Origin of the sequence: Pseudomonas sp. 22526 (assembly GCF_052044735.1) — a bacterium.
GTDB lineage: Bacteria > Pseudomonadota > Gammaproteobacteria > Pseudomonadales > Pseudomonadaceae > Aquipseudomonas > Aquipseudomonas piscium.
The window spans coordinates 1-25,075 of sequence record NZ_JBQENK010000014.1; the positions used below are offsets into that span (position 1 = coordinate 1).

Annotated in this window: 19 protein-coding genes and 4 tRNA genes; 19 read left to right on the forward strand and 4 right to left on the reverse strand. The window is 62.9% G+C overall.

Going from position 1 to position 25,075, the window contains the following annotated elements; genetic code table 11:
- The 11 genes from ACTJKT_RS20645 to ACTJKT_RS20695 all read left to right on the forward strand — a co-directional run bounded on the left by ACTJKT_RS20645 (position 1) and on the right by ACTJKT_RS20695 (position 7,857).
- A tRNA-Ala gene (locus ACTJKT_RS20645) sits at positions 1–76 on the forward strand.
- 79 nt (positions 77–155) lie between these two features.
- A tRNA-Glu gene (locus ACTJKT_RS20650) sits at positions 156–231 on the forward strand.
- 53 nt (positions 232–284) lie between these two features.
- Positions 285–360: transfer RNA gene (locus ACTJKT_RS20655), tRNA-Ala, on the forward strand.
- Positions 361–440: 80 nt separating this feature from the next.
- A tRNA-Glu gene (locus tag ACTJKT_RS20660) sits at positions 441–516 on the forward strand.
- A gap of 182 nt (positions 517–698) precedes the next feature.
- Positions 699–1,238, forward strand: coding sequence for a TetR/AcrR family transcriptional regulator (locus tag ACTJKT_RS20665; protein WP_097302715.1), 540 nt, complete (start codon positions 699–701; stop codon positions 1,236–1,238).
- A gap of 29 nt (positions 1,239–1,267) precedes the next feature.
- Positions 1,268–2,101: an alpha/beta fold hydrolase gene (locus tag ACTJKT_RS20670; RefSeq protein WP_440788374.1), complete on the forward strand. Its 834-nt coding sequence runs from the start codon at positions 1,268–1,270 to the stop codon at positions 2,099–2,101.
- Between the two features lie 48 nt (positions 2,102–2,149).
- A complete protein-coding gene (locus ACTJKT_RS20675; protein ID WP_440788375.1) occupies positions 2,150–2,587 on the forward strand; it encodes an acyl-CoA thioesterase in 438 nt (145 codons plus the stop codon).
- A gap of 190 nt (positions 2,588–2,777) precedes the next feature.
- A complete protein-coding gene (locus tag ACTJKT_RS20680) occupies positions 2,778–3,737 on the forward strand; it encodes a tRNA dihydrouridine synthase (protein WP_440788376.1) in 960 nt (319 codons plus the stop codon).
- Positions 3,738–3,857: 120 nt separating this feature from the next.
- Positions 3,858–4,304, forward strand: coding sequence for an Hsp20 family protein (locus ACTJKT_RS20685; protein WP_007922004.1), 447 nt, complete (start codon positions 3,858–3,860; stop codon positions 4,302–4,304).
- Positions 4,305–4,489: 185 nt separating this feature from the next.
- On the forward strand, positions 4,490–5,188 hold the full coding sequence (locus tag ACTJKT_RS20690) for a DUF1266 domain-containing protein (RefSeq protein WP_440788377.1): 699 nt from the start codon (positions 4,490–4,492) through the stop codon (positions 5,186–5,188).
- Positions 5,185–7,857 (forward strand): DUF805 domain-containing protein, encoded by a 2,673-nt coding sequence (locus tag ACTJKT_RS20695; RefSeq protein WP_440788378.1) that lies wholly within the window; start codon positions 5,185–5,187, stop codon positions 7,855–7,857. Before ACTJKT_RS20690 ends, ACTJKT_RS20695 begins: the two co-directional genes overlap by 4 nt.
- Here the strand turns inward: ACTJKT_RS20695 and ACTJKT_RS20700 are convergent.
- The 3 genes from ACTJKT_RS20700 to ACTJKT_RS20710 form a co-directional block, all read right to left on the reverse strand.
- Entirely contained in the window at positions 7,854–9,545 is a 1,692-nt protein-coding gene (locus tag ACTJKT_RS20700) for an Hsp70 family protein (protein ID WP_440788379.1), read from the reverse strand. The two genes, ACTJKT_RS20695 and ACTJKT_RS20700, sit on opposite strands and share 4 nt — an antisense overlap.
- 107 nt (positions 9,546–9,652) lie before the next feature.
- Complete coding sequence (locus ACTJKT_RS20705; protein WP_440788380.1) at positions 9,653–12,931, reverse strand: EAL domain-containing protein; 3,279 nt, start codon at positions 12,929–12,931, stop codon at positions 9,653–9,655.
- An 81-nt stretch (positions 12,932–13,012) separates the two neighbouring features.
- The gene (locus ACTJKT_RS20710; RefSeq protein WP_440788381.1) at positions 13,013–13,903 is read right to left on the reverse strand and encodes a LysR family transcriptional regulator; all 891 of its coding nucleotides are present in this window, start codon (positions 13,901–13,903) and stop codon (positions 13,013–13,015) included.
- 145 nt (positions 13,904–14,048) lie between these two features.
- Between ACTJKT_RS20710 and leuC the strand changes: the two genes are divergently transcribed.
- The 6 genes from leuC to ACTJKT_RS20740 all read left to right on the forward strand — a co-directional run bounded on the left by leuC (position 14,049) and on the right by ACTJKT_RS20740 (position 22,567).
- Positions 14,049–15,467, forward strand: coding sequence for a 3-isopropylmalate dehydratase large subunit (gene leuC, locus ACTJKT_RS20715; RefSeq protein WP_025804176.1), 1,419 nt, complete (start codon positions 14,049–14,051; stop codon positions 15,465–15,467).
- Between the two features lie 10 nt (positions 15,468–15,477).
- Complete coding sequence (leuD, locus tag ACTJKT_RS20720; protein WP_007921993.1) at positions 15,478–16,122, forward strand: 3-isopropylmalate dehydratase small subunit; 645 nt, start codon at positions 15,478–15,480, stop codon at positions 16,120–16,122.
- A 175-nt stretch (positions 16,123–16,297) separates the two neighbouring features.
- Positions 16,298–17,380, forward strand: a complete 1,083-nt coding sequence (leuB, locus tag ACTJKT_RS20725; protein WP_440788382.1) for a 3-isopropylmalate dehydrogenase — start codon at positions 16,298–16,300, stop codon at positions 17,378–17,380.
- Between the two features lie 54 nt (positions 17,381–17,434).
- Positions 17,435–18,547: an aspartate-semialdehyde dehydrogenase gene (gene asd, locus ACTJKT_RS20730; RefSeq protein ID WP_007921989.1), complete on the forward strand. Its 1,113-nt coding sequence runs from the start codon at positions 17,435–17,437 to the stop codon at positions 18,545–18,547.
- A 185-nt stretch (positions 18,548–18,732) separates the two neighbouring features.
- A complete protein-coding gene (locus ACTJKT_RS20735; protein WP_440788383.1) occupies positions 18,733–19,743 on the forward strand; it encodes an aspartate-semialdehyde dehydrogenase in 1,011 nt (336 codons plus the stop codon).
- Positions 19,744–19,945: 202 nt separating this feature from the next.
- The gene (locus ACTJKT_RS20740; protein ID WP_440788384.1) at positions 19,946–22,567 is read left to right on the forward strand and encodes a FimV/HubP family polar landmark protein; all 2,622 of its coding nucleotides are present in this window, start codon (positions 19,946–19,948) and stop codon (positions 22,565–22,567) included.
- A 78-nt stretch (positions 22,568–22,645) separates the two neighbouring features.
- Here ACTJKT_RS20740 and ACTJKT_RS20745 read toward each other — a convergent pair whose 3' ends face one another.
- Entirely contained in the window at positions 22,646–23,305 is a 660-nt protein-coding gene (locus tag ACTJKT_RS20745; RefSeq protein WP_440788385.1) for a M24 family metallopeptidase, read from the reverse strand.
- Between the two features lie 230 nt (positions 23,306–23,535).
- Here ACTJKT_RS20745 and truA point away from each other — a divergent pair, with 230 nt between their 5' ends.
- Complete coding sequence (truA, locus tag ACTJKT_RS20750; protein ID WP_016704910.1) at positions 23,536–24,360, forward strand: tRNA pseudouridine(38-40) synthase TruA; 825 nt, start codon at positions 23,536–23,538, stop codon at positions 24,358–24,360.
- Between the two features lie 64 nt (positions 24,361–24,424).
- Positions 24,425–25,048, forward strand: coding sequence for a phosphoribosylanthranilate isomerase (locus ACTJKT_RS20755; protein ID WP_440788386.1), 624 nt, complete (start codon positions 24,425–24,427; stop codon positions 25,046–25,048).
- Positions 25,049–25,075 lie beyond the last annotated feature (27 nt).

Here is a 25,075-nt window from a genome sequence, read left to right on the forward strand (position 1 = left end):
GGGGCTATAGCTCAGCTGGGAGAGCGCTTGCATGGCATGCAAGAGGTCGACGGTTCGATCCCGTCTAGCTCCACCAATTTACAGTTCAAGGCCTGGCCACACCGGCCTTGAATCGATCAGGTCTCAGCTCTGATCTGTTGTACAGAAGGGTTTGCGTCCCCTTCGTCTAGTGGCCTAGGACACCGCCCTTTCACGGCGGTAACAGGGGTTCGAGTCCCCTAGGGGACGCCAGTTTTACAGAAGCGATGTTACAAGATGTCGCTCCGCCGCGAGGCGAAAAATCTGGGGCTATAGCTCAGCTGGGAGAGCGCTTGCATGGCATGCAAGAGGTCGACGGTTCGATCCCGTCTAGCTCCACCAATTTTACAGTTCAAGGCCTGGCCACACCGGCCTTGAATCGATCAGCTCTCAGCACTGATCAGTTGTATAGAAGGGTTTGTGTCCCCTTCGTCTAGTGGCCTAGGACACCGCCCTTTCACGGCGGTAACAGGGGTTCGAGTCCCCTAGGGGACGCCACGATTACCCGCTCTGCGGGATTTATAAGGGTCATTCAATTATTGAATGGCCCTTTTGTTTGTCTGGCGTTTGGCCAATTCTCCCTTTCTCCCCACACTGTTCTTCTGACCGGCGGTCACACTAACGACTTGCGAAAATTTATTATGAGAATAATATTTTGATCGTAATATTCGGAGGCAACGATGAACGATAAAAAAGCTCAAACCCGCGAACGCATTCTTCAGGCCGCCAGCTCCGCGCTGGTGCAACGTGGCCCGGCCGAGCCGAGCGTGGGCGAAGTGATGGGTGCCGCGGGCCTGACGGTCGGTGGCTTCTACGCGCATTTCGAAAGCAAGGACGCCCTGATGCTGGAAGCGTTCAGCCAATTGCTGGCCCAGCGCCGGGGCCTGATTGCCGATATGGATGCGTCGCTGACCGGCGAAGAACGGCGAGCGCTGGTGGCGGCGTTCTACCTGTCGCGCAAGCACCGCGACTCCACCGAGCAGGCCTGCCCGATTCCCGCATCGGTCGGTGAAATGGGGCGCCTGCCGGACGATTTCCGCAAAGTCCTGAATGAACACATCGAGCTGATGCTGGCTCAGTTGGCGACCACCCCTGAAGACATCGACAAGGCCCTGGCCGATCTGGCCCTGATGGTGGGTGGCTTGTCCCTGGCTAGGGCCCTGGGAGCCGGTGAGCTGTCGGACCGTTTACTGCGCGCTGCCAAGTCGGCAGTGCTATGACCTGAGGCCCTGGCCTGAGGAGAGAGGCGATGAGCACGTTAAGTTGGGTTCGTGGGGTTAACGGCACTTTGGGCTGGGTGGCGCCTAAGCTGGTCGCCAGCAAGATGCGACTGGCATTCATGACGCCGCGCGAGCACCTGCCGCGTGACTGGGAGCTGCCGCTGCTGGCGCGTTCGGAGCGCATCACCCTGCGTTTCGGGCTCTCGGCATTGCGTTGGGGCCAGGGACCGGCGGTGCTGCTGATGCATGGCTGGGAAGGGCGTCCCACGCAGTTCGCCAGCCTGATCGATGCGCTGGTGGGCGCCGGTTACAGCGTTGTGGCACTGGATGGTCCCGCTCACGGACGTTCTCCTGGTCATGAGGCCAATGTGATGCTGTTTGCCCGGGCCATGCTCGAAGCCGCCGCGGAGTTGCCGCCGCTGCGCGCGGTCATCGGCCATTCCATGGGGGGCGCCAGCGCCATGCTGGCGGTGCAACTGGGCTTGCGTACCGAGACCCTGGTCAGTATCGCCGCCCCGGCGCGGATACTCGGCGTGTTGCGCGGCTTCGCCCGTTATGTGCGTCTGCCACCCAAGGCGCGTTCGGTCTTTATCCGCCAGGTGGAGCAGGATGTCGGCATGCGCGCCGCGGCCATGGATGTCGCGCACTACCAGCTGGATATGCCCGGGTTGATCGTGCATGCCGAAGACGACAACTTTGTCCCGGTCAAGGAGTCCGAGCTGATCCACGACGCCTGGTTCGACAGCCGCTTGCTGCGCCTGAAGGAGGGCGGTCATCAGCGTGTATTGGCTGACCCGCGGGTGATCGAGGGTGTGCTGATGCTGTTGGCCGGCCGCAGCCTGCAAGCGCGCCAATCCGCCTGAGCAATCCGTTACACTGCCCCGGTCGAATAATCTGACCGGGAGTGGGGTATGGGCTGGGATCTGGCAACGCCATTTATCATCGATCTGCAGGTGGGTGCCGAAGACATCGACGGCTTGGGGCATGCCAACAACGCGGTGTATGTCACCTGGCTCGAACGTTGCGCCTGGCGTCATTCCCAGCGCCTGGGCCTGGACCTGAGCGAGTACCGCCGCCTGGATCGGGCCATGGCGGTGGTACGCCACGAAATCGACTACCTGGCGGCGGCCTATGAAGGCGACGAACTGCAACTGGCGACCTGGATCGTCGATTGGGACCAGCGCCTGAAGATGTCGCGGCGCTTCCAGCTGGTGCGTCCGAGCGATGGCGCCACCTTGCTGCGGGCCCAGACCACCTTTGTCTGCATCGAGCTGTCCAGCGGCAAGCCCAAGCGCATGCCGGCGGAGTTTCTCGAAGGTTATGGACCGGCGTTGCAAGGGGCGATCTAGCTCGTCCGGGGGTGGCCTTGTCACGAGCAAGCTCGCTTCTACACGTCTTGTGCGATTCCTGTAGGAGCGAGCTTGCTCGCGATAGCGTCAGCCCGGCTGGCAACCATCCACCCGTTGCAATACCTGCTCTCCAGCGAAACCCAGTAAACTGCCGCACGTTTTTTACCGTGTTTTATATTGAGTGTGATTCATGCAAATTGCTTTGGCGCCCATGGAAGGGTTGGTCGATGACATCCTGCGGGATGTGCTGACCCGGGTCGGCGGTATCGACTGGTGCGTGACCGAGTTCATCCGGGTCAACGACCAGTTGCTCACGCCGGCCTATTTCCACAAGTTCGGCCCCGAGTTGTTGAATGGCGCCCGGACTGCCTCCGGTGTGCCGCTGCGGGTGCAACTGCTGGGTTCCGACCCGGTGTGCCTGGCGGAAAACGCCGCGCTGGCCTGTGAACTCGGTTCCGAAGTCATCGACCTGAACTTCGGCTGCCCGGCCAAGACCGTCAACAAATCCCGTGGCGGTGCGGTGCTGCTCAAGGAGCCGGAGCTGCTCAACCAGATCGTCGAGCATGTGCGGCGTGCCGTGCCTGCGCACATTCCGGTGACCGCCAAGATGCGCCTCGGCTTCGACAGTCCGGATGGCTCGCTGGTGTGCGCCACGGCGTTGGCCGAAGGTGGCGCGGAACATATCGTGGTGCATGCGCGGACCAAGGTCGACGGCTACAAGCCGCCGGCGCATTGGGAGTGGATTCCGCGGGTGCAGGACGTGGTCAAGGTGCCGGTGTTCGCCAACGGCGATATCTGGAGCGTCGAAGACTGGCGCCGCTGCCGCGAGATCAGTGGCGTGGAAGACATCATGCTCGGTCGTGGCCTGGTGTCGCGTCCGGACCTGGCCCGGCAAATCGCCGCCGCGCGGGCCGGGGAAGAGGTGGTCGAGATGACCTGGGCCGAGCTGATGCCGCTGCTCCAGGACTTCTGGCTGCAAGCCAAGGCACAGATGACCGCCCGCCAATCGCCGGGCCGCCTGAAGCAGTGGCTGGCGATGCTGACCCGCAACTATCCGGAGGCGGTGGAACTGTTCACCGTCCTGCGTCGCGAAACCGAGCCGGATCAAGTCTCGCGTTTGCTGGGCTTGCCGGTGGCCGAGGCGGCCTGAAAAAAATCTGCGAAAAGTCTCTTGAAATGCAATCGGCGGTCCTTATCTAAGGATTACGCGATGCCGAATTCGGGTCGCGGAGACAAAAAACTTGCTGATTGTTTTCAGGAGATTTGAACCATGAGTACTGCATTTTCCCTCGCGCCACTGTTCCGTTCCTCGGTGGGTTTCGACCGTTTCAACGACTTGTTCGAAACCGCCCTGCGCAATGAGCCAGGCAGCACCTATCCGCCCTACAACGTCGAAAAGCACGGTGACGACCAATACCGCATCGTCGTGGCCGCCGCCGGTTTCCAGGAAGAAGACCTGGAGCTGCAAGTCGAGAAGGGCGTGCTGACCATCAGTGGCGGCAAGCGTGACGCGAACGAAGGCGTCACCTTCCTGCACCAGGGCATCGCCCAGCGTGCATTCAAGCTGTCCTTCCGCCTGGCCGATCACATCGAGATCAAGGCCGCCGGCCTGAGCAACGGTCTGTTGAGCATCGACCTGTTGCGGGTGATCCCGGAAGAGGCGAAAGCCAAGCGCATCCCGATCAATGGGACGCAGAAGCCAGCCCTGCAGCATTGATTCAGGCGCAGCCACACAGGCGTTTGATCAAGCGTTGAGTCGCTGAAAAAGGCCCCGACAAGTCGGGGCCTTTTTTATGCCCGGGAAAATCATCGTTCGCCTTTGCCGCGTTGTGGCGCTTTCTCTACAATCCGCCGCAGTTTTGCCGACCCCCATTCCTCACCGGTCGGCCTGGAGCCTTTTTCATGGACGAGATACAACAGCGCTGGCTGTGGAGCCTCTCTGCGCCGATGGTTGCACTCAACCCTCGCGCCGGATACGACAATCCCGCCTTCTACCCCAGCTCGGAGTCCATCAACCTGCAAGGCAGTTGGGGCATCAGTGACCGACGGCAGTTGCTGGGCATGCTGGAAAAGATGACTGACTACGGTCATGCCACCCACCTCGACGACGCGTATCGCGCCTGGCAGCGTTGTCTGCCGAGCGAATGGCAGGCCCTGCTCGAGACGCTCGAACCCCGTGAACGCATCCTGCACCAGTTCGCCAGCCGCACCTTTGGCGCTTGCGGCCCGGGTGGGATCCTGGCCTGGGATTACGGGCGCATGGGGTTTCTCTTGCGTTGCGGCCTGCGCAACCAGTGGATCGATCTGGCCGAGAGCCTGTGGATGCACAGCCGGCTGGCGGTCAGGGCGCAATACCACTACGGCAGCTGGTTCGCCTATTTCAATGGGTTCCTGGCTGGCCGCGCGTTCTGGGGTTGCCAGGGCAATAGCGATGACGAACTGGCTTACGAGCTGGATCGACAAGGGGAGAACCCCAACAGCCTGATGATCGCCCGGGGGCTCGCTCAAAACATGGCGGACTGTCTGGCGGACTTGCCTTGGCACCTGGATCTCGACTTGCCGCAGCGTCCGGCGTCGCTAGAGGAGTTCGACTGGTCATGAGTTGCTGGATAAAGCTGGGCATCGACCCTACCACCGATGAAGCGCTGATTCGCAATGCCTATCGGGCCCGTCTGCCGGAGCATCACCCGGAGACCGATCCCGAAGGATTCCAGGCACTGCGCCAGGCCTACGAAAGTGCTCTGCGGCAGGTGCGCGACAACGAGCAGGAGCTTGAGAGCGAGCCGGAGCCTGCGCAGGCCGTCCTCGATTTTGATGCGCTGCTGAGTGACCCGACGCGCCGCTTCAATCCGGATGCCTGGCAGGCCTTTATCAAGACACTGGATCAACTGCCGCTCGGCATGTTCGATGACCTGCGCTGGGACTTGTTCCAGCGGACGGCCAACGCCGGGCCGCTTTCCTACCGTTGCGCGGGCCTGCTGGCCCAGCGCATGGGCTGGGAACATCAGTTGCTGGAGCTGGGCTTCGATCAGGCCCGCCATGTCGAGGACTACCTGAACCGGATCAAGACCCCGGACCCATTCGATACGGTGCTGATGGGGGGCTGGTCGGAACCGGCGCAGACCGAAAGCCTGTGGTACGCGCGCAGTCTCGACTTCATCTTCGACCGGCGACCGCTCCACGAGTACGAAGGCTTCGCCAGCCAACACACCTGCCTGCCGTTACCGAACGATGCGCTCTTCATCAAGCGCCTGCTGGTGCAATTCACCCAGGCCGGCATCGGTGGTCCGGGGCTGCTGCAGTTGTGCATAGAGCAGCAGCGCGAAGCGCCGGATGATGTGGACTGGCTTTACCTGTTGGCGTGCCAGAACAGCCTGCTGGGGCTGGACGATCAGGCGTTGCCTTGCTGGGTCCGGCTTTGGCAGGAACATCGTCATCCCAAGGCCGAGAGCCAATTGCTGGCGCTGTGCGCCAAACGTCAGCCGGACTTTTTACCGCTGCTGATTCAGGCCTTTGATCGTCTGGAGAACTTCAGCGCCTGGTCCACCGATCTCGCCCACGTCACCCAGGAATATGGCAGCCCTTCACAACGTCCCGAGACGCTGATCCGCTGGCTCGGCGTTGGTCGGCTCGAGCTGCAGGGGTTGGCGCGGGCCTTTATCGATTGGCGGATGACCGGCGACGAGTTGCCCTTGCTGGCACAGTTGCTTGGCCAGAACACCGACACCCGGTTGTTGCGTCTGTACCGGCATGCCTGGGCCTTGCACCGTGGCGCAGCAGAGCTGTTGCAACAGGTGCTGGACGAGCCGCAGCCGCTGGATGCCCTCGAAGCCCTGGTGCTGAACGGATTCAAGGATCAGGCCGGGCAGCACCTGCGCTGGCTGAGCCAAGCGCCGATTCCGTTGGCGATGAAAGCCTTCATCGATGAGGGAGCTGCTTCGGCGCAACTGGCCGATGCGCTGACAACCGGCGAGCCGCACCAGATCTGCCGTTTGTGGCTGCGCCGATTGCGCCCTTACGCTCACGCCGCCCTGGAGCGCATCGCCGAGTCTTTCGAATTGAGCGATACAGATTCCGCTAGCGATGTGTCGGAATTGAACCTGCTGCTGCAACTGAGCCAGCGCGACGTAGTGTTGCCGCCACCAGGGACGGGAGAGGCGGTCTGGCACTGGTACGCCCATACGCTGTTCCTGATGGCATTGCTGGAGCAGCCGGAACGCTGGTGGCAATTGATCGACTCGCAGTGCCTGGAACGCCTGGCGCTCAATTCGTCCCATCCGCTCAGCCGGCTGCAACCGCAGCTTGCCCAGTTGAAGCGCGAACAGGGCGACCTGAGCGCTTTGCTCGGCTGGCTGCAATTGGACGACCCGGTGCATGCCTTGCTCGACCGGCAGTTGCTTGGCGTCCAGGAAGCGCTCGACAGTGCGCGGTTGTTGAGCAATGAGCGCTTGTTCGAATGCCTGCGCAGCGACCTGCACGCCTTCGACGACGATTTGCTCGGGCGCATGCTCTTGAGTGGCGTGCTCTATCACGACCCGGTGATCGATGCGCAGCAGCGCCGATACCTGCTCGACCGGATTACCGAGATCACCAATCCCCAGGACTGGTTCGACGGCTTCCGCCACGGCCTGATCAAGGGCGAGCCGCCACGGCCGCCGCAGCAGACGCTGGTCGAAGACGAAGGGATCGACAGCGAGGCGTTTTACCTGGCTCTCGATGTGCTCAAGGGGCTGGTGCGCTACGGCAGTGCCGGTGTGCCTCGGCAGAAAGTGCTGCTGCGCATGCAGCGGGCCAAGGACAACCCGGAACACGGGCTCGGCCTGCGCTTTGCCTTCAGTGCGCTGCTGTCCTGGAGCGAACGTCTGCTGCTGGCCAAGGGCGATAGCCGTCCGACGCCAGCTACGGCTTTCTGGCGGCTGGGCACGCGGCTGGGGCGCGGGGCGTTCATCTGGCAGGTGCTGGGCACTGTGCTGGCCGCCCCGGTGGTTGCGTTACTCAGCGGTGAGTCGACATCCGGGATCGCCGTGCTGTTGCTGGGCATCGTGCTTTTGCTCGGCGCCACTCTGCGCCGGCTGCATGACATCGGCCGCGGCATCCCGACCTTGCTGGTGCTGGGCTGTCTGTCGGCGTTCTTTCCGTTTCTGCCGCTGGTGCTGTTCGCCTTTCCCGGCGACCAGCTGCCCAACCGCTATGGCGTACCGCCGGACAGCGCCGGTGAAGACGCGCTGCCCGGTGGTTTGCAGGCCAGCTTACGGCGGCTCAACGGCTAGAGACGCAGTTGATCCAGCGCCTTGTTCAGCTGGGTCCGATGGCTGGCAATCTCCGCCGGTTGCTGGCCGCCGAGCACGGCGGTGAAGGTGTCCAGCCAGTCGGCGATGCGCTCGCGCTCGTCGCCCAGGCTTTGCATCCACGCCCGTTCCAGGCGTGCCAGCAGGGTGCGGTTGGGCAGGGCGTCGCGGGGGTGGATTTTCAGCGCGGTCAGCCGCTCATGGCTGGCTTGTCGGGCTTGCGCATCGAGCCCGGTAGGGCTGCGGTCGATGCTGTGGCTATGGCGTTCGCCGCTGGCCAGCAGGGTGACGTCGACTTCGAGCAGGCCATTGATGTCATAGCTGAAGCGTACGTCCAGGGACTGGATCTGTTCGCTGGGCGTCAGGGGCACATCGAAGGAGTCGATGAAAATATTGTCCCGCACCCAGGGCCGCTCGCCCTGGTACACCGCAATGCGGATAAACGCCTGGTGCGGATGCGTGGTGTAGAACGGCTGCACCCGTGACGTCGGGATCACCGTGTTGCGCTCGATGATCGGCGAAAAGGCCCCGCTGACCTGTTCGCCGCGACTGGTCGAAATCCCCAGGGTGTAGGGGCAGACGTCAGTCAGGATCAGTTCCTCGATGGCCCCGTCCCGGGCCTTGCAGGCGGCCTGGGTGGCGGCGCCCAGCGCGACAATGGTATCCGGATCGAGGTGGCGGTAAGGCAGGCGTCCGAACAGGGTGGCGACCATTTGCTGCACCGCCGGCATCCGGGTCGCGCCGCCCACCAGCACCAGGCTGTCGAGGTCGCGGGGCTTGAGGCGGGCGTCGCGCAGGGCCTGTTCGATGGGCGCACGCAAGCGGGCCAGCAGCGGCTCCCAGATCTTCAGCGCCAGCGCTTCGTCCAGGGTCCATGCATATGACCGGTCCCCATGACGCCAGCTCAGTGACTGAGTGCCATCAGCGAGTTTGCACTTGAGCTGCTCCAGGGCATCACCCAGGCTGGCCATGCCCTGGGCGTCGATCTGCGCCGGGGTGAGTTGCCAATCCTTGAGACAGGCCTGCAGCAAGGCCTCGGTAAAGTCCTCGCCGCCCAGGAAGTTGTCGCCGGTGGAGGCGTGCACTTCAATCAGCGGCAGCGCGTATTCCAGCACCGTGACGTCGAAGGTGCCGCCGCCCAGGTCGAAGATCAGCGTGCGTTCGAACTTCTGTTCATGCAGCCCGTAGGCCATGGCAGCGGCGGTCGGCTCGTTGATCAGCCGCGACACTGTCAGGCCCGCCAGTTCGGCGGCGAATAACGTGCGCTTGCGTTGTTCGTCGCTGAAATAGGCAGGCACCGAAATCACTGCTTCCTGCACCGGATGGCCGAGAAAGGCTTCGGCATCCTGTTTGAGCGAGCCGATCACCAGTGCCGAGAGTTCTTCCGGGCTGAAGGGCCGGCCGCCCAGTTCGAGGCGTTTGTCGCTGCCCATGAAGCGCTTGAAGGCGGCGACCGTGCGTTCCGGGTGGGTTGTCAGGCGGGCCCGCGCGGCTTTGCCCACCAGGATGCTGTCGTCTTCGTCGAGGCTGACTACCGATGGGGTGAGGACATCGCCGAGGGCGTTGGGGATCAACTGGGGGCGGCCGTCCTGCCAGACGGCGATCAGGCTGTTGGTGGTGCCAAGGTCAATGCCCAGCAGGGCCGGGCGGGGGAGGGTTGCATCCTGCATGATCGATCTCGTGGGGCGTCACAAAAAACGCGACCCTACAGGTTGCGCCAAACCCTGGCAATTGCTGCCCCGTGGTCTGTCAGGCCGGCGATTGCATGCTCGTCCGTTCAGACCAGCAGGGCTTTCAAGCCCTCCAGCGGCAGCGGTCGGCTGTGCAGGTAACCCTGATACAGGTGGCAGCCCAGGCCTTGCAGGAACTCCAGCTGTTCCGCGGTCTCCACGCCTTCGGCGATCACGTTCAAGTCCAGGCTGCGGGCCATGGCGACGATGGCGCGGACGATCTCCGCGTCGTTGGGGTCGTGGGTCGCATCGCGAACGAAGGACTGGTCGATCTTCAGCGCATCCACCGGCAAGCGCTTGAGGTAGGTCAGCGACGAATAACCGGTGCCGAAGTCGTCCATGGCGAAACTCACGCCGAGTTTTTTCAGGCGCCGCATCTTGCTGATGGTGTCTTCCAGGTTCTGGATCACGATGCCTTCGGTGATTTCCAGCTTCAGCAGCGAAGACGGCAGCTGGTAATGGCTCAGGCTGCGCTCTATGCGTTCGACGAAGTCGTTCTGGCGGAACTGCCGCGGGCTGATGTTCACGCACAGGCTGAAGTCGAGCGGGTCTATCAGGCCTTCGGCGATCAGTTGGCTGAAGGCCTGGCAGGCTTCGTCGAGAATCCAGGTGCCGACCTCGAGGATCAGGCCGCTGTCTTCCAGGACCTTGATGAACTCGGTGGGCGATTGCGCCCCTAGTTCGGGGTGGTGCCAGCGCACCAGGGCTTCGGCGCCGACGATGCGGTTGTCGCGGGCGTCGACCTGGGGCTGGAAGTGCAGGCTGAACTCGCCCCGGGACAAGGCCAGGCGCAGGTCGGTTTCCATGCGCAGGCGCTCGCTGGCGGCTTTCTGCATGGTGTTGTGGAACATTTGGGTGGTGTTGCGCCCGGAGTCCTTGGCCCGGTACAGCGCGATGTCGGCGCGCTTGAGCAGGTCGGTGGGGGTCGAGCCGTGATCGGGAATCAGGGCCACGCCGATGCTCGGGGTCACCTGCAGGCGCTGGCCGTCGAGGAACATCGGCTCGGACAGCAGTTCGCGCAGGGTGTCGGCCAGTCCCCGCACCTGGTCGCTGACTTCGCTGCGGCTGCCTTCCAGGCCGCTGAGCAGGACCACGAACTCGTCGCCGCCCAGGCGCGCCACCGTGTCCTCCATGCGCACGCTGGCTTCGAGCCGCGCGGTGACGATTTTCAGCACGGTGTCGCCCACCGGGTGGCCGAGGGAGTCGTTGATGTGTTTGAAGTGGTCCAGGTCGAGGAACAGCAGGGCGCCGCGCAGGTTGTGGCGCTTGAGCAGGGCGATCTGCTGGCTCAGGCGATCCATCAGCAGGGCGCGGTTGGGCAGGTTGGTCAGCGGGTCGTGGTAGGCCAGGTGGCGAATCTGCGCCTGGGCGTTTTTCAGCAGGCTGACGTCCCGCGCGGTGAGCAGCAGGCAGGCGGTTTCATTGAGGGTGATGGGTTCGACCGACACCTCGACCGTCAGGATGTCTCCGCGCTTGTTGCGGCCGAGCATTTCCAGGTGATTGACCCGGCCCTTGATCTGCAGCTCGGCGAGCAGGATCGAGCGCTGTTTTTCCTCGGCCCAGATACCCACCTGGTACACGGTGCGGCCGATCACTTCTTCGGCGCGGTAACCGGTTAGCCGGCAGAAGCCGTCGTTGACCTCCAGGTAGCGTCCGGTGTCACGCTCAGTGATGGTGATAGCGTCGGGGCTGGAGTGGAACGCCTTGGCGAACTTCTCTTCGCTGGCCTTGAGCGCGGCCTCGGAGCGTTGTTGCTGGGTGATGTCGCGCAGGGTGGTGACAATGCAGGGCTGTTTGTCGACGGTGATCTGCCGGCTGGAAATGATGCAGGTCAGGGGTTGCCCGTCCTTGTGCCGGACCAGCACCGCGACGTTGTTCAGCGCCTGTTCGCGGATCACCTGCTCGACCCGCTGCAGGCGCTGTGCGGAATCGTCCCAGAGGCCGATCTGGTCGGCGCTGCGGTTGAGCACTTCGTCGAGGGTCCAGCCGAAGGTCTGGGTGAAGCTGGAGTTGATCTCGATGAACTGTCCGGTTTCCTGGAGCGTGACGCAGATCGGGTCCGGGCTGACCTGGAACAGGCTGGCGAATTTCTCCTCGGAAGTGACCAGGCGCTGCTCGCGCTCGACCTGCTCGGTGATGTCCAGCAAGGTCCCGGCCATGCGCAGCGGATTGCCTTGTTCGTCGCGGTAGAGGCGGGCGCGGCTTTCCAAAAAGCGTGACGAACCATCGGCCAGCTGTACGCGGTAGGTCAGCTGATAATTGCCGGCTGGGCCTTCGCGCAGGCTGCGGTAGGCGTTGCGCATGCTGTCGCGCTCTTCGTCGGGCACGCCCTCGAAAAACGCATCGAAGGACTCATGGAAGGGCATCGGCTCCAGGCCGTGCAGCTGTGCGGCACGGGCCGAGCCGTAGAGCATGCCGCTGGGAATGTGCCAGTCCCAGGTGCCGAGCTGGGCCGAGTCCAGCGCCAGGTCGAGGCGCTCCTGGCTGTCCTTGAGGGCCTGTTCGGCGAGCTTGCGTTCGCTGGTGTCGAGAAAGGTGCTGAGCAGGTAGGCCTGGCCTTCCAGCTCGACTTTCTGGGCGCTGAGAATACCGTCGTGAATCTGCCCGTTGCTGGCGCGCAGTTGCACCTCGAGGCTGGCGGCCTGGCCGCGCTTCTGTACCGCCTTGACCAGTTGCGCGCGTTGTTCCGGGTCGACCCACAGGCCCAGTTCGAGGGTGGTGCGGCCGATGACGTGCTGCAGCGGCCAGCCGAAGAGGCTTTCGAAGTACTGGTTGGCTTCGCTGATCAGGCCGTCTTCCAGGCGGGTCAGCAGCACCATGTTCGGGCACAGGTGAAACAGCGTGGCAAAGCGCTTTTCCGAGCTGCTGAGGGCCTGTTCCCGCTGGCGTTGATGGGTGATTTCGCGAATCACCCCGATCATTCGGGGCTTGCCGTGTTTGTCCGGCAGCACGCTGCCATTGATTTCCAGCCAGTGCAGGCTGCCGTCGGGCCAGCGGATGCGGTGATGCATCGCCTGCTCCAGCGGTGCGCCGGCCAGCACCGAATGGAAGGCACGAATGGTTTTGGCGCGATCTTCCTCGGGCAGCAGGTCGAGGTATTCCAGGTCTTTGGGCAACGGCTGGCGCGGATCGAAGCCAAACAGCGCCTGGGTGCCCCGCGACCAGCTGATTTGCCCGCTTTCGATGTCCCAGTACCAGGCGCCCAGCCGTGCGCCGTTGAGTGCGGCAAGCAACTGCGGAGCGCTCTCCCAGCTTTGCTCCGACTGTTTAGGGTCGAGCGCGTGAATGCGCGGCATGGGCGGTAGACGGTCAGCGGGTTTTGGCATGAGCAGCGGGCCCTGGGCTGAAAAGAGCGTTGGGCGCGGGTTCAGGCAATCAAAGGGGTGGCATAAGCGATGCCGGGACGCTTACGCCTTGGTCCCTGGCCAATCGACTTGTGCATCCAGTAAGGCCATGAAAGCCCGCGCAGCATTCGACAGCGTCCGTTCGGTATGCAGGATATAGCCTAGCTGGCGAGTGAGCTGTATGCCCGGTAAAGGAATGCGCGCCACCTGATCGTCGAGCATGGTGCGCGGCAATACGCTCCAGGCCAGGCCGATGGACACCATCATCTTGATGGTTTCCAGGTAGTTAGTGCTCATGGCGATGTTCGGGGTCAGGCCCTGGGCCTCGAACAGGCGCTGGACAATATGGTGAGTAAAGGTGTTGCCGCCGGGAAATACTGCCGGATGCAGGGCGATATCGGCCAGGCTGACCCTGCCGTTGCTCACCAGCGGATGCTCGGGGGCGGCGACGAAGTCCAGCGGGTCGTTCCACACCGGCGTGGCCTTGACCAGCGTATGGGGCTCGGGGGCCAGGGTGATCACCGCCAGTTCGGCGCGACCGTGGAGGATCTCTTCGTAGGCCACTTCCGAGTCGAGAAACTGGATGTCCAGGGCTACTTCCGGGTAACGCCGGGTAAAGGCGCGCAGCAGGGGCGGCAGGCGGTGCAGGCCGATATGGTGGCTGGTGGCCAGGGTCAGGCGGCCGCTGACTTCACCGGTCAGGTTGGTCAGCGCCCGGCGGGTGTCGTCCAGCACGTTGAGGATCTGATAGGCCCGCGGCAGCAGGGCGCGCCCGGCCTCGGTCAGGCCCACTTCGCGGCCCAGGCGATCGAACAGCCGCACATTGAGTTGTTGCTCAAGGCCGGCGATGCGCTTGCTGATGGCCGGCTGGGTCAGGTGCAGGCGCTCGCCGGCCCCGGAGAAGCTGCCGGTTTCGGCAATCGCGATAAAGGCATTGAGGTTGGCCAGGTCCATGGTCGTATTCCAGTCGGTTATCCAAAGTATAAAAAATATGAATTTGAGTTATTTAATGTAACGCCATAGCATCAGCCTCACAAGCCAAGGGGTTATTGACCGGTGTCAGAGACCCGCGGCATAGAAAATGATGAGGAACCGTCTGATGGCCGGCAAAACGCTCTACGACAAGCTCTGGGATTCGCATTTGGTCAAGCAGCGCGACGATGGCTCGGCGCTGATCTACATCGATCGTCACATCATCCACGAAGTGACCTCGCCGCAAGCCTTCGAAGGCCTGCGTCTGGCCGGGCGCAAGCCTTGGCGCATCGATGCCAATATCGCGACCCCGGACCACAACGTACCGACCACGCCGGAGCGCAAGGGCGGCATCAGCGCCATCGCCGACCAGGTCTCGCGTTTGCAGGTGCAGACCCTCGACGACAACTGTGACGAATACGGCATCGTCGAATTCAAGATGAACGACGTGCGCCAGGGCATCGTTCACGTCATCGGCCCGGAGCAGGGCGCCACCTTGCCGGGCATGACCGTGGTCTGCGGCGACTCCCACACCTCGACCCACGGTGCCTTTGGCGCCCTGGCGCACGGCATCGGCACCTCCGAGGTCGAGCACGTGCTCGCCACCCAGTGCCTGGTCGCCAAGAAAATGAAAAACATGCTGGTGCGGGTCGAGGGCAAGTTGCCATTTGGCGTGACCGCCAAGGACATCGTCCTGGCCGTGATCGGCAAGATCGGCACCGCCGGCGGTAACGGCCATGCCATCGAGTTCGCCGGCAGCGCGATTCGCGACCTGTCCGTCGAAGGCCGCATGACCATCTGCAACATGTCCATCGAAGCCGGCGCCCGCGTGGGCCTGGTGGCGGCGGACGAAAAGACCGTGGAATACGTCAAGGGTCGTCCGTTCGCGCCTAAAGGCGCGGAATGGGACCTCGCCGTCGAAGCCTGGAAAGACCTGGTCTCCGACGCCGACGCCAAGTTCGACACTGTGGTCGAACTGGATGCCGCGCAGATCAAGCCGCAGGTCAGCTGGGGCACTTCGCCCGAGATGGTGCTGGCCGTCGATCAGAACGTGCCGGACCCGGCCAAGGAAATGGACCTGGTCAAGCGCGATTCCATCGTCCGTGCCTTGAAATACATGGGTTTGACCGCCAACCAGGCGATCACCGACATCCAGCTGGACCGGGTATTCATCGGTTCCTGCACCAACTCGCGGATCGAAGACCTGCGTGCCGCGGCCGTCATCGCCAAGGGCCGCAAAGTGGCCTCGACCATCAAGCAGGCCATCGTGGTCCCGGGTTCGGGCCTGGTGAAGGCCCAGGCGGAGTCGGAAGGCCTGGACAAGATCTTCCTCGAAGCGGGCTTCGAATGGCGCGAGCCGGGCTGCTCGATGTGCCTGGCGATGAACCCGGACCGTTTGGAGTCCGGCGAGCATTGCGCTTCGACCTCGAACCGCAACTTCGAAGGTCGGCAGGGCGCCGGTGGGCGTACTCACCTGGTCAGCCCGGCCATGGCCGCGGCCGCCGCCGTCAGCGGTCGTTTCGTCGACGTCCGTGAATTGATCTAAGGAGCGCAGCATGAAAGCTTTTACCCAGCACACCGGTCTTGTCGCGCCTTTGGATCGTGCCAACGTCGACACCGATCAGATCATTCCCAAGCAGTTCCTCAAGTCGATCAAGCGCACCGGCTTCGGTCCGAACCTGTTTGACGAGTGGCGCTACCTGGATGTCGGCCAGCCGTACCAGGACAACTCCAAGCGTCCGCTGAACAAGGATTTTGTGCTCAACGCCGAACGCTACCAGGGCGCCAGCGTGTTGCTGGCCCGGGAGAACTTCGGTTGCGGCTCCAGCCGTGAGCACGCCCCCTGGGCGTTGGAAGAATATGGTTTTCGCAGCATCATTGCGCCGAGCTACGCCGACATTTTCTTCAACAACAGCTTCAAGAACGGCTTGCTGCCGATCATCCTCAGCGATGCTGAAGTCGATGAGCTGTTCCAGCAGGTCGAGGCCAATCCGGGCTACCAGCTGCAGATCGACCTGCAGGCCCAGACCGTGACCCGTCCCGATGGCAAGGTGTTGAAGTTCGAGATCGATGCGTTCCGCAAGCATTGCCTGCTCAACGGCCTGGACGATATCGGCCTGACCTTGCAGGACGGCGACGCGATTGCCGCCTTCGAGGCCAAGCACCGTGCCAGCCAGCCGTGGTTGTTTCGCGACGCCTGATCGGCGTTGCAGGAGCGAGCTTGCTCGCGATAGGTCCTGAAGCCACTAAAAAACATAGCGGGCTTGATATTCGGGCCAGCGCTTCGTTCTCTACAGGTGGACGGACGCGCAGGCCGGGCAACAGCATTTTTCCGGGCGTGCCGACCAGCACACCGACAGAGCAAATGAGGAAAGCATGAGTAAGCAGATTCTGATTCTCCCAGGTGACGGTATTGGCCCGGAAATCATGGCCGAGGCGGTCAAGGTGCTGGAGCTGGCCAACGACAAGTACAGCCTGGGCTTCGAGCTGAGCCATGACGTGATCGGTGGCGCGGCCATCGACAAGCACGGCGTGCCGCTGGCCGATGAGACCCTGGATCGTGCGCGGGCAGCCGACGCGGTGCTGCTGGGCGCCGTGGGCGGCCCGAAATGGGACAAGATCGAGCGTGACATCCGTCCTGAGCGCGGCCTGCTGAAGATCCGCGCGCAACTGGGCCTGTTCGGCAACCTGCGTCCGGCAATCCTCTACCCGCAACTGGCCGATGCTTCCAGCCTCAAGCCGGAAATCGTCTCTGGCCTGGACATCCTCATCGTCCGCGAGCTGACCGGCGGTATCTACTTCGGCGCGCCACGCGGTACCCGCGAGCTGGAAAATGGCGAGCGTCAGTCCTACGACACCCTGCCGTACAGCGAGAGTGAAATCCGCCGCATCGCCCGTGTCGGCTTCGACATGGCCCGGGTGCGTGGCAAGAAACTCTGCTCGGTGGACAAGGCCAACGTCCTGGCCTCCAGCCAGCTGTGGCGCGAAGTGGTCGAGCAGGTGGCCAAGGATTACCCGGATGTCGAACTGAGCCACATGTACGTCGACAACGCCGCCATGCAACTGGTGCGTGCGCCGAAGCAATTCGACGTAATCGTCACCGACAACATGTTCGGCGACATCCTTTCCGACGAAGCGTCGATGCTCACCGGCTCCATCGGCATGCTGCCGTCGGCGTCGCTGGATGCCAACAACAAGGGCATGTACGAGCCATGCCACGGTTCGGCGCCGGATATCGCCGGCCAGGGCATCGCCAACCCGCTGGCGACCATTCTGTCGGTGTCGATGATGCTGCGTTACAGCTTCAACCTGAACGACGCGGCAGATGCCATCGAGCAGGCCGTGAGCCGGGTACTGGACCAGGGATTGCGCACCGGCGACATCTGGTCGGCCGGTTGCACCAAGGTGGGTACGCAGGAAATGGGCGATGCAGTAGTCGCCGCGCTGCGGAATCTGTAATCTTTCGGGCCCACCGCTCAGACGGTGGCCCACTTTTGTATAGGTGTAGTTGCGATGAAACGTGTAGGTCTGATCGGTTGGCGCGGCATGGTCGGTTCCGTGCTCATGCAGCGGATGCTGGAAGAGCAGGACTTCGATCTTATCGAGCCGGTGTTTTTCACCACTTCCAATGTCGGTGGCCAAGGCCCGTCCGTGGGCAAGGACATTGCTCCGCTCAAGGACGCTTACAGCATTGAAGAGCTGAAGACCCTCGACGTGATTCTGACCTGCCAGGGTGGCGACTACACCAGCGAAGTCTTCCCCAAGCTGCGCGAAGCCGGCTGGCAGGGCTACTGGATCGATGCCGCTTCCAGCCTGCGCATGCAGGATGACGCGGTGATCATCCTCGACCCGGTGAACCGCAAGGTCATCGACCAGCAGCTGGACTCCGGCACCAAGAACTACATCGGCGGCAACTGCACCGTCAGCCTGATGCTGATGGGCCTGGGCGGCCTGTTCGAAGCTGGTCTGGTGGAGTGGATGAGTGCCATGACCTACCAGGCGGCCTCCGGTGCCGGCGCGCAGAACATGCGCGAACTGATCAAGCAGATGGGCGCGACCCATGCTGCCGTGGCGGATGACCTGGCCAACCCGGCCAGCGCCATCCTCGACATCGACCGCAAGGTCGCCGAGGCCATGCGCAGCGATGCCTACCCGACCGAGAACTTCGGCGTGCCGCTGGCCGGCAGCCTGATCCCGTGGATCGACAAGGAACTGCCGAACGGCCAGAGCCGTGAAGAGTGGAAGGCCCAGGCCGAGACCAACAAGATCCTCGGTCGCTTCAAGAGCCCGATCCCGGTCGATGGCATCTGCGTGCGCATCGGCGCCATGCGTTGCCACAGCCAGGCGCTGACCATCAAGCTGAACAAGGACGTGCCGATCGCCGATATCGAAGGGCTGATCAGCCAGCACAACCCTTGGGTCAAACTGGTACCGAACCAGCGCGACATCAGCATGCAGGAGCTGAGCCCGACCAAGGTCACCGGCACCCTGAACATCCCGGTGGGCCGTCTGCGCAAGCTGAACATGGGCTCGCAGTTCCTCGGCGCGTTCACCGTCGGCGACCAGCTGCTGTGGGGCGCCGCCGAACCGCTGCGCCGCATGCTGCGGATCCTGCTCGAGCGTTGATCCTCTGATGTGTTGAAAGAGCCCGTGTCTCGTAAGAGGCGCGGGCTTTTTTCATATCGGAGCCGCTCCTGATTACTGGCTATGAGCATGTTTGCGAAAAGTCTGATCTGTCAGGTCTGATAAATTGCCTCGCCCCCAAGCGCCGGGTAAAGTGCCGCTCCCCCCGTTTCGCCAGAGGTAGCACCATGAACCAGTCCTTCGATATCGCCGTGATCGGTGCCACCGGTACTGTCGGCGAAACCCTCGTCCAGATTCTCGAAGAGCGCGATTTCCCGATCGCCAACCTGCACTTGCTGGCCAGCAGCGAGTCGGCGGGGCACTCGGTGCCGTTTCGTGGAAAGAATGTGCGGGTGCGCGAGGTCGACGAGTTCGATTTCAGCAAGGTGCAGCTGGCATTTTTCGCTGCCGGCCCGGCGGTGACCCTGAGCTTCGCCCCGCGGGCCACGGCGGCCAATTGCGCGGTGATTGACCTGTCGGGCGCATTGCCTTCGGCCCAGGCGCCGAATCTGGTGCCGGAAGCCAACGAGCGCGTGCTGGCTGGCCTGAAGAAGCCCGTTCAACTGAGCAGCCCCAGCGCCGCAGCCACCTCGCTGGCGGTGGTCCTGGCGCCGTTGCAGGCCCTGTTCGAGATCCAGCGGGTCAACCTGACCGCCAGCCTGGCGGTGTCCACCCAGGGCCGTGAAGCGGTAACCGAGCTGGCGCGGCAGACCGCTGAGCTGCTCAATGCCCGCCCACTGGAGCCGCGATTCTTCGACCGGCAGATGGCGTTCAACCTGTTGGCGCAGGTCGGCACGCCGGACGAGCAGGGTCACACCTTGTTGGAAAAACGTCTGGTTCGGGAGTTGCGCGAGGTGCTGGCGCAGCCTTTATTAAAGATTTCTGTCACTTGTGTTCAAGCCCCGGTGTTTTTTGGCGATAGCTATAGCGTGACTCTGCAGTCAGCCACGGCGATCGACTTGGACGCGGTCAATGCCGCGCTTGAAGCGGCTCCTGGCATCGAGCTGGTGGAGGCGGGCGACTACCCGACCGCGGTGGGCGATGCAGTGGGACAGGATGTGGTCTACGTTGGTCGGGTACGCGCGGGGATCGACGACCCGGCGGAACTTAATCTCTGGCTGACGTCAGATAACGTACGCAAAGGGGCTGCGCTCAACGCGGTGCAGCTGGCTGAGTTGTTGATAAAAGACCTTCTGTAAAAGATACTTGGCAACAATTTGCAGAATGATTCTAGCTGGGCGCTATGCTTGGCTGGTTGCTGGAGGTGAGCTGCTGTCGCGCTCTTCCAAGGCATGCAGACATAATCGCGCGAAACGGCCCTTCAGGCCGCACGCAATGCCTTACGGCAGCGCTACAACACCTTCTCGCTGGCCGAGGAATGTTCAAACAAAGGATGAGGCTATGGTTCAAGTTCGCAAACTGGTGTTAGCAATAGCGGCCGCGTCGGCGCTGTCCTCCGGTATGGCGCAGGCGCTTGGGCTCGGGGAGCTGACCCTGAAGTCGACTCTGAACCAGCCGCTGGTTGCAGAAATCGAGTTGCTGGACGTCAAGGATCTCACCGCCGCCGAGGTGGTGCCGAGCCTGGCCTCGCCTGAAGATTTCGCCAAGGCGGGCGTCGATCGCCAGGCCTTTCTCAATGACCTGAGCTTTACCCCGGTGCTCAATGCCAACGGCAAGAGTGTGCTGCGGGTCACTTCGAGCCAGCCGCTCTCCGAGCCGATGGTCAAGTTCCTGGTGCAGGTGATGTGGCCCAATGGCCGTCTGCTGCGCGACTACAGCGTCCTGCTCGATCCTTCCAAGTTTTCCCCGCAAACCGCTGAAGCGGCCGCGCAATCCGCGGCGCAGGCTCCAGCGGTTGCCGCGCCGGTCACCGGTGCCGGCAAGCCTGCCCAATACACCACCTCGGCCCGCGACACCCTCTGGGAAATTGCAGCCAAGGCCCGCAATGGCGGTTCGGTCCAGCAAACCATGCTGGCCATCCAGGCGTTGAACCCGGATGCCTTTATCGATGGCAACATCAACCGGCTGAAAACCGGCCAGGTATTGCGCCTGCCCGATGCCGTGCAGAGCACCAGCCTGCCGCAGCCGCAAGCGATCGCCGAGGTCGCCGCGCAGAATACGGCATGGCGTCAGGGGCGTCGCCTGGCGCCGCGTGGCGCTCAGCAGCAACTGGACGGTACCCGGCGTGCCGGTGCGGACAAGGTGCCGGCACAAGGCGCGGTCAAGGATAGTCTGAGCCTGGTGTCTGCCGAGTCGGGCAAGGCGCGGGGCAAGGGTGCGGCTGGCGACAGCCAGGCGCTGAGCAACAAGCTGGCGGTGACTCAGGAAAGCCTCGATGCGGCCCGGCGCGATAACGCCGAGTTGAAAAGCCGCATGACGGACCTGCAGAGCCAACTGGACAAGCTGCAACGTCTGCTCGAATTGAAGAACGACCAGTTGGCCAAGTTGCAGGCGGAAGGGGCGGGTGCCGTGGCGCCAGCACAACCGACTGCGGCCATGCCGGCGCAACTGGCTGAGCAGCCTGCGACCCCGGCGGCGCCAGTGACCGAGCCTGCCGCAGCTCCGGGCGAGGCCCCGGCTGAAGCGGCACCGGCCCAGACGCAAACGCCGGCGTCCGATGAAGACAAATTCAACGAGCTGCTGACCAACCCGATCCTTCTGGGGTTGGCGGGTGGCGGGGCAGTACTGGTGCTGTTGTTGCTGCTGTTGCTGGCTCGTCGCCGCAAGGCTCAGCAGGAGGCGGAAAAGCATCTGCGCATGGCTCGTGCCTTGTCCGAAGAGGCTGAGCTGTCCAAGGACCTGGATCTGCCGGAAAGCAGCTTCGAAGGCCTTGAAGTTCCTCCGCCGAGCGTCAAGCTCGCTCCAGCTCCAGCTCCAGCTCCAGCTCCAGCTCCAGCTCCAGCTCCAGCTCCTGTCGTGGCGCCTGTGGTGGCCGCGGCGCCGGTGGCTGCGGCAGTCGAGCATCCGGTCGATGTGCTGGATCAGGCCCAGTCCCATATCGATGGCGGTCGCCTGAACCAGGCGGCGGCGATCCTGGAGGAAGCCGTCAAGCTGGAACCGCAGCGTAGCGAGTTGCGCTTGAAGTTGATGGAAGTCTACGGTCATCAGGGCGATCGCAGCGCCTTTGTGGCCGAGGAGCGTCAGCTGGTGGCCAATGGCAAGAACCACGCTGAAGTCGAGCAACTGAAAAGCCGTTTCCCGGCGATGGCTGCGGTGGCAGCTGCAGGTCTCGGTGCGGCTGCTGTAGCGGCGGCGCTGGATGCTCAATACGTCAAGGAACTGTTGCTCGACGAGCCGCAGGAGCCTGCACCGGCCCCGGCTGTCGACGACCTGGATACCGATTTCGATCTGAGCCTGGACGATCTGGAAGCGGCTTCTCCGGAGTCGCTGGCTGCTCCGGCTGCTCCTGCCCAAGTTGAGCCCGAGTTGGACGAATTCCCGCTGGATGACGACCTGAGTTTCGAGTCGGTGTTGCAGCAGCAAACCGAAGCCAAGGAAAGCCTGGACGACCTGTCGGATTTCGACCTGGATCTGGGTGAGGATCTTCCTGCCGCGGCGCAAGCCGATGAGGATTTCCTTCTCAGCCTGGATGACGACCTGAAGGATCTGCCGGCTGTCGAGGTGCCTACGGTGACCGAGGCTGCGCTCGACGATCTTGAACTGCCTGCGGACTTCGACTTGTCCCTGGCTGACGAGATGGATGCGCAGCCTGCTGCCAAGGATGCGTTCGCGTCCGAGTTGGACGATGTCAACGCTGAGTTGGATCGCTTGTCGCAAAGCCTCGAGCAGCCGGCGCTGGCCGAGCCGACCTTTACCGCAGAAGACGCCGCGGGCAGTGCCGACGAAGGGGATTTCGATTTCCTTTCCGGCTCCGACGAAGTGGCGACCAAGCTCGATCTGGCCCAGGCCTACATCGACATGGGCGATAACGATGGTGCGCGGGATATTCTCGGCGAAGTCATCAGCGAAGGTAACGACGGTCAGAAAAGCGAAGCCAAGGAAATGCTCGCGCGTCTGGTCTGAGTCAGCGCTAGCAGCAAAAAAACGGCAGCCATCGAGGCTGCCGTTTTTGTTTCCGGGCCAATGACGGCGCTTGTGCTGTCAGGCCAGCAGGTCTTCGTAGAAGGCACCGAACGGCCGGGTAGGGTGGGCGATCTGGATTTCCAGGATCCACAGGCCGACGTTGGGGCACGCCTCGAAGTTGCCCAGGTCGCCCGCTCGATAGATGGCGTGGGGGAAGTCGCTGACCCTATGCCCCTTGATCTCCAGGTTCAGCACCCAGCCCATGGCGCTCGCCTGTTCCTCGGCATAGCGATACAGGGCGGGGCCGGCCACCTGGTGCTCGCTCCAGTGATCGCGAACCCGCTCGAACAGGGTCTGGGCTGCCGCGGCGCAGGCTTGCATCTCGGGATCGTTGCCGGTGACGAAGGTGGCGCCGCAATCGCCTTCGTGGCGGTCCCAGACCACCCCCAGGTCGATAAAGAAGATGTCGTTGTCACCCAGTAGCGGATCGCCTTCGGAGCGTTGCTTGAAGGTCTTCAGGGTGTTTTCGCCAAAGCGGATCAGCGCCGGATGCCAGATCCTGTCCATGCCCAGTTCAGCAAGCACCTCCAGCCCCAGCGCGCGAGCCTGGGATTCGAGCATGCCTGGCTGGATGCGTGCGGCTATCTGCGTGATGGCTTCCCAGGTCTTGCGCTTGGCGTGGAGCATGCCTTGCAGGCTGTAGGCGAGGCCCACGGCTTCCTTGTTGATGGCGGTCATTGGTCAGGTTCCGGTCGAGTGGATTTATACTTATCGCTATATATTTATCTATATAACGTTTGCCCTGGTTCTCGCGCAATCCTGTTTGCGCTCGCCGGCACATGATCGGCAAACCTCAACTAAAAGCGGGCCGTGCATGGCGTCTGCTTGCGCGCGCCTTATAATGGCCGCCTTTGCGCATATCAGCAGGCTGTAAGTTCTTGGCAAATATAGATAACGCGGCCGCCGAAATGGCGGCCGCAGGCTTTTTCAGAATCGCGTTGGGTGTCGAATACAAGGGCTCGCGTTATCGCGGCTGGCAGCGTCAGGCTTCCGGTGTCCCGAGTGTCCAGGAAACCCTCGAGAAGGCGCTGTCCCGAGTGGCGGACTCGCCGGTGTTGCTGTCTTGCGCCGGGCGTACCGACGCCGGCGTGCACGCCTGCGGGCAGGTGGTGCATTTCGATACCCAGGCCGAACGTTCGATGAAAGCGTGGGTGATGGGGGCCAATATCAACCTGCCCCATGACATCAGCGTGAGCTGGGCCAAGGTCATGCCGGCGCATTTTCATGCGCGGTTCAAGGCGATTGCCCGCCGCTATCGCTACGTGATCTACAACGACCAGATCCGTCCGGCGCACCTGAACGAGGAGATCACCTGGAATCATCGCCCACTGGATGTCGAGCGGATGGCCGAGGCAGCCCAGCATCTGGTGGGCACCCATGATTTCAGTGCGTTCCGCGCCGGGCAGTGCCAGGCCAAATCGCCGATCAAGGAAATCCACCATCTGCGGGTCACCCGGCACGGCAAGATGATTGTCCTGGATATCCGTGCCAGTGCGTTCCTGCATCACATGGTGCGCAATATCGCCGGGGTGCTGATGACCATCGGTGCGGGCGAGCGTCCGGTCGAGTGGGCCAGGGAGGTGCTGGAGAGCCGGATTCGCCGCACGGGCGGGGTGACGGCGCATCCTTTCGGGCTTTATCTGGTGCAGGTCGAGTACCACGATGAGTTCGAGTTGCCCGAGCGATACATCGGGCCACATTTCCTCACCGGCTTCTCGGAACTTGACGGCTGACGCCTGGAAAAGCATTTGCTACCATCCGGGACTTTCCCCGGATTTGCCCTGAGGTTTAAACGACATGCCAGCCGTTCGCAGCAAAATTTGTGGGATTACCCGCATTGAGGATGCGTTGGCGGCGGTCGAGGCCGGGGCCGATGCCATCGGGCTGGTGTTCTACGCCAAGAGCCCGCGGGCGGTGAACGTCCAGCAGGCGCGGGCGATCATTGCCGCGCTGCCGCCGTTCGTGACCACCGTGGGCCTGTTCGTCAATGCCAGCCGCTGCGAACTGGGCGAGATCCTCGACGCGGTGCCGCTGGACCTGTTGCAGTTTCACGGCGATGAAACGCCGGCGGACTGTGAGGGCTATCACCGGCCCTACATCAAGGCGCTGCGGGTCAAGGCCGGCGACGATATTGCCGGCAGTTGCGCGGCTTATGCGCGGGCCAGCGGCATCCTGCTCGATACCTATGTCGAGGGCGTGCCGGGTGGAACCGGCGAAGCCTTCGATTGGTCACTGGTACCGAAAGGCTTGAGCAAGCCGATCATCCTGGCCGGTGGCTTGACTGCCGAGAATGTCGGCCAGGCGATAGCGCAGGTTCGCCCGTACGCGGTGGATGTCAGCGGTGGGGTGGAGCAGAGCAAGGGCATCAAGGATCACGCAAAGATTCGCGCTTTCATGCAGGCCGTTCGCGGCAGCTGTTAGTCGATGTGACGGCTGGCAGTCTGCCGC

Excerpts from the sequence above, each read along its gene's own strand:
- ACTJKT_RS20735 (WP_440788383.1), top strand. The coding sequence starts at position 18,733 with ATGAACCAGTCCTTCGATATCGCCGTGATCGGTGCCACCGGTACTGTC.
- ACTJKT_RS20700 (WP_440788379.1), bottom strand. The coding sequence starts at position 9,545 with ATGCAGGATGCAACCCTCCCCCGCCCGGCCCTGCTGGGCATTGACCTT.
- leuD (WP_007921993.1), top strand. The coding sequence starts at position 15,478 with ATGAAAGCTTTTACCCAGCACACCGGTCTTGTCGCGCCTTTGGATCGT.
- ACTJKT_RS20670 (WP_440788374.1), top strand. The coding sequence starts at position 1,268 with ATGAGCACGTTAAGTTGGGTTCGTGGGGTTAACGGCACTTTGGGCTGG.
- asd (WP_007921989.1), top strand. The coding sequence starts at position 17,435 with ATGAAACGTGTAGGTCTGATCGGTTGGCGCGGCATGGTCGGTTCCGTG.
- ACTJKT_RS20685 (WP_007922004.1), top strand. The coding sequence starts at position 3,858 with ATGAGTACTGCATTTTCCCTCGCGCCACTGTTCCGTTCCTCGGTGGGT.
- ACTJKT_RS20755 (WP_440788386.1), top strand. The coding sequence starts at position 24,425 with ATGCCAGCCGTTCGCAGCAAAATTTGTGGGATTACCCGCATTGAGGAT.
- ACTJKT_RS20745 (WP_440788385.1), bottom strand. The coding sequence starts at position 23,305 with ATGACCGCCATCAACAAGGAAGCCGTGGGCCTCGCCTACAGCCTGCAA.
- ACTJKT_RS20695 (WP_440788378.1), top strand. The coding sequence starts at position 5,185 with ATGAGTTGCTGGATAAAGCTGGGCATCGACCCTACCACCGATGAAGCG.
- ACTJKT_RS20740 (WP_440788384.1), top strand. The coding sequence starts at position 19,946 with ATGGTTCAAGTTCGCAAACTGGTGTTAGCAATAGCGGCCGCGTCGGCG.
- leuC (WP_025804176.1), top strand. The coding sequence starts at position 14,049 with ATGGCCGGCAAAACGCTCTACGACAAGCTCTGGGATTCGCATTTGGTC.
- leuB (WP_440788382.1), top strand. The coding sequence starts at position 16,298 with ATGAGTAAGCAGATTCTGATTCTCCCAGGTGACGGTATTGGCCCGGAA.
- ACTJKT_RS20665 (WP_097302715.1), top strand. The coding sequence starts at position 699 with ATGAACGATAAAAAAGCTCAAACCCGCGAACGCATTCTTCAGGCCGCC.
- ACTJKT_RS20680 (WP_440788376.1), top strand. The coding sequence starts at position 2,778 with ATGCAAATTGCTTTGGCGCCCATGGAAGGGTTGGTCGATGACATCCTG.
- ACTJKT_RS20675 (WP_440788375.1), top strand. The coding sequence starts at position 2,150 with ATGGGCTGGGATCTGGCAACGCCATTTATCATCGATCTGCAGGTGGGT.
- ACTJKT_RS20690 (WP_440788377.1), top strand. The coding sequence starts at position 4,490 with ATGGACGAGATACAACAGCGCTGGCTGTGGAGCCTCTCTGCGCCGATG.
- truA (WP_016704910.1), top strand. The coding sequence starts at position 23,536 with ATGGCGGCCGCAGGCTTTTTCAGAATCGCGTTGGGTGTCGAATACAAG.
- ACTJKT_RS20705 (WP_440788380.1), bottom strand. The coding sequence starts at position 12,931 with ATGCCAAAACCCGCTGACCGTCTACCGCCCATGCCGCGCATTCACGCG.
- ACTJKT_RS20710 (WP_440788381.1), bottom strand. The coding sequence starts at position 13,903 with ATGGACCTGGCCAACCTCAATGCCTTTATCGCGATTGCCGAAACCGGC.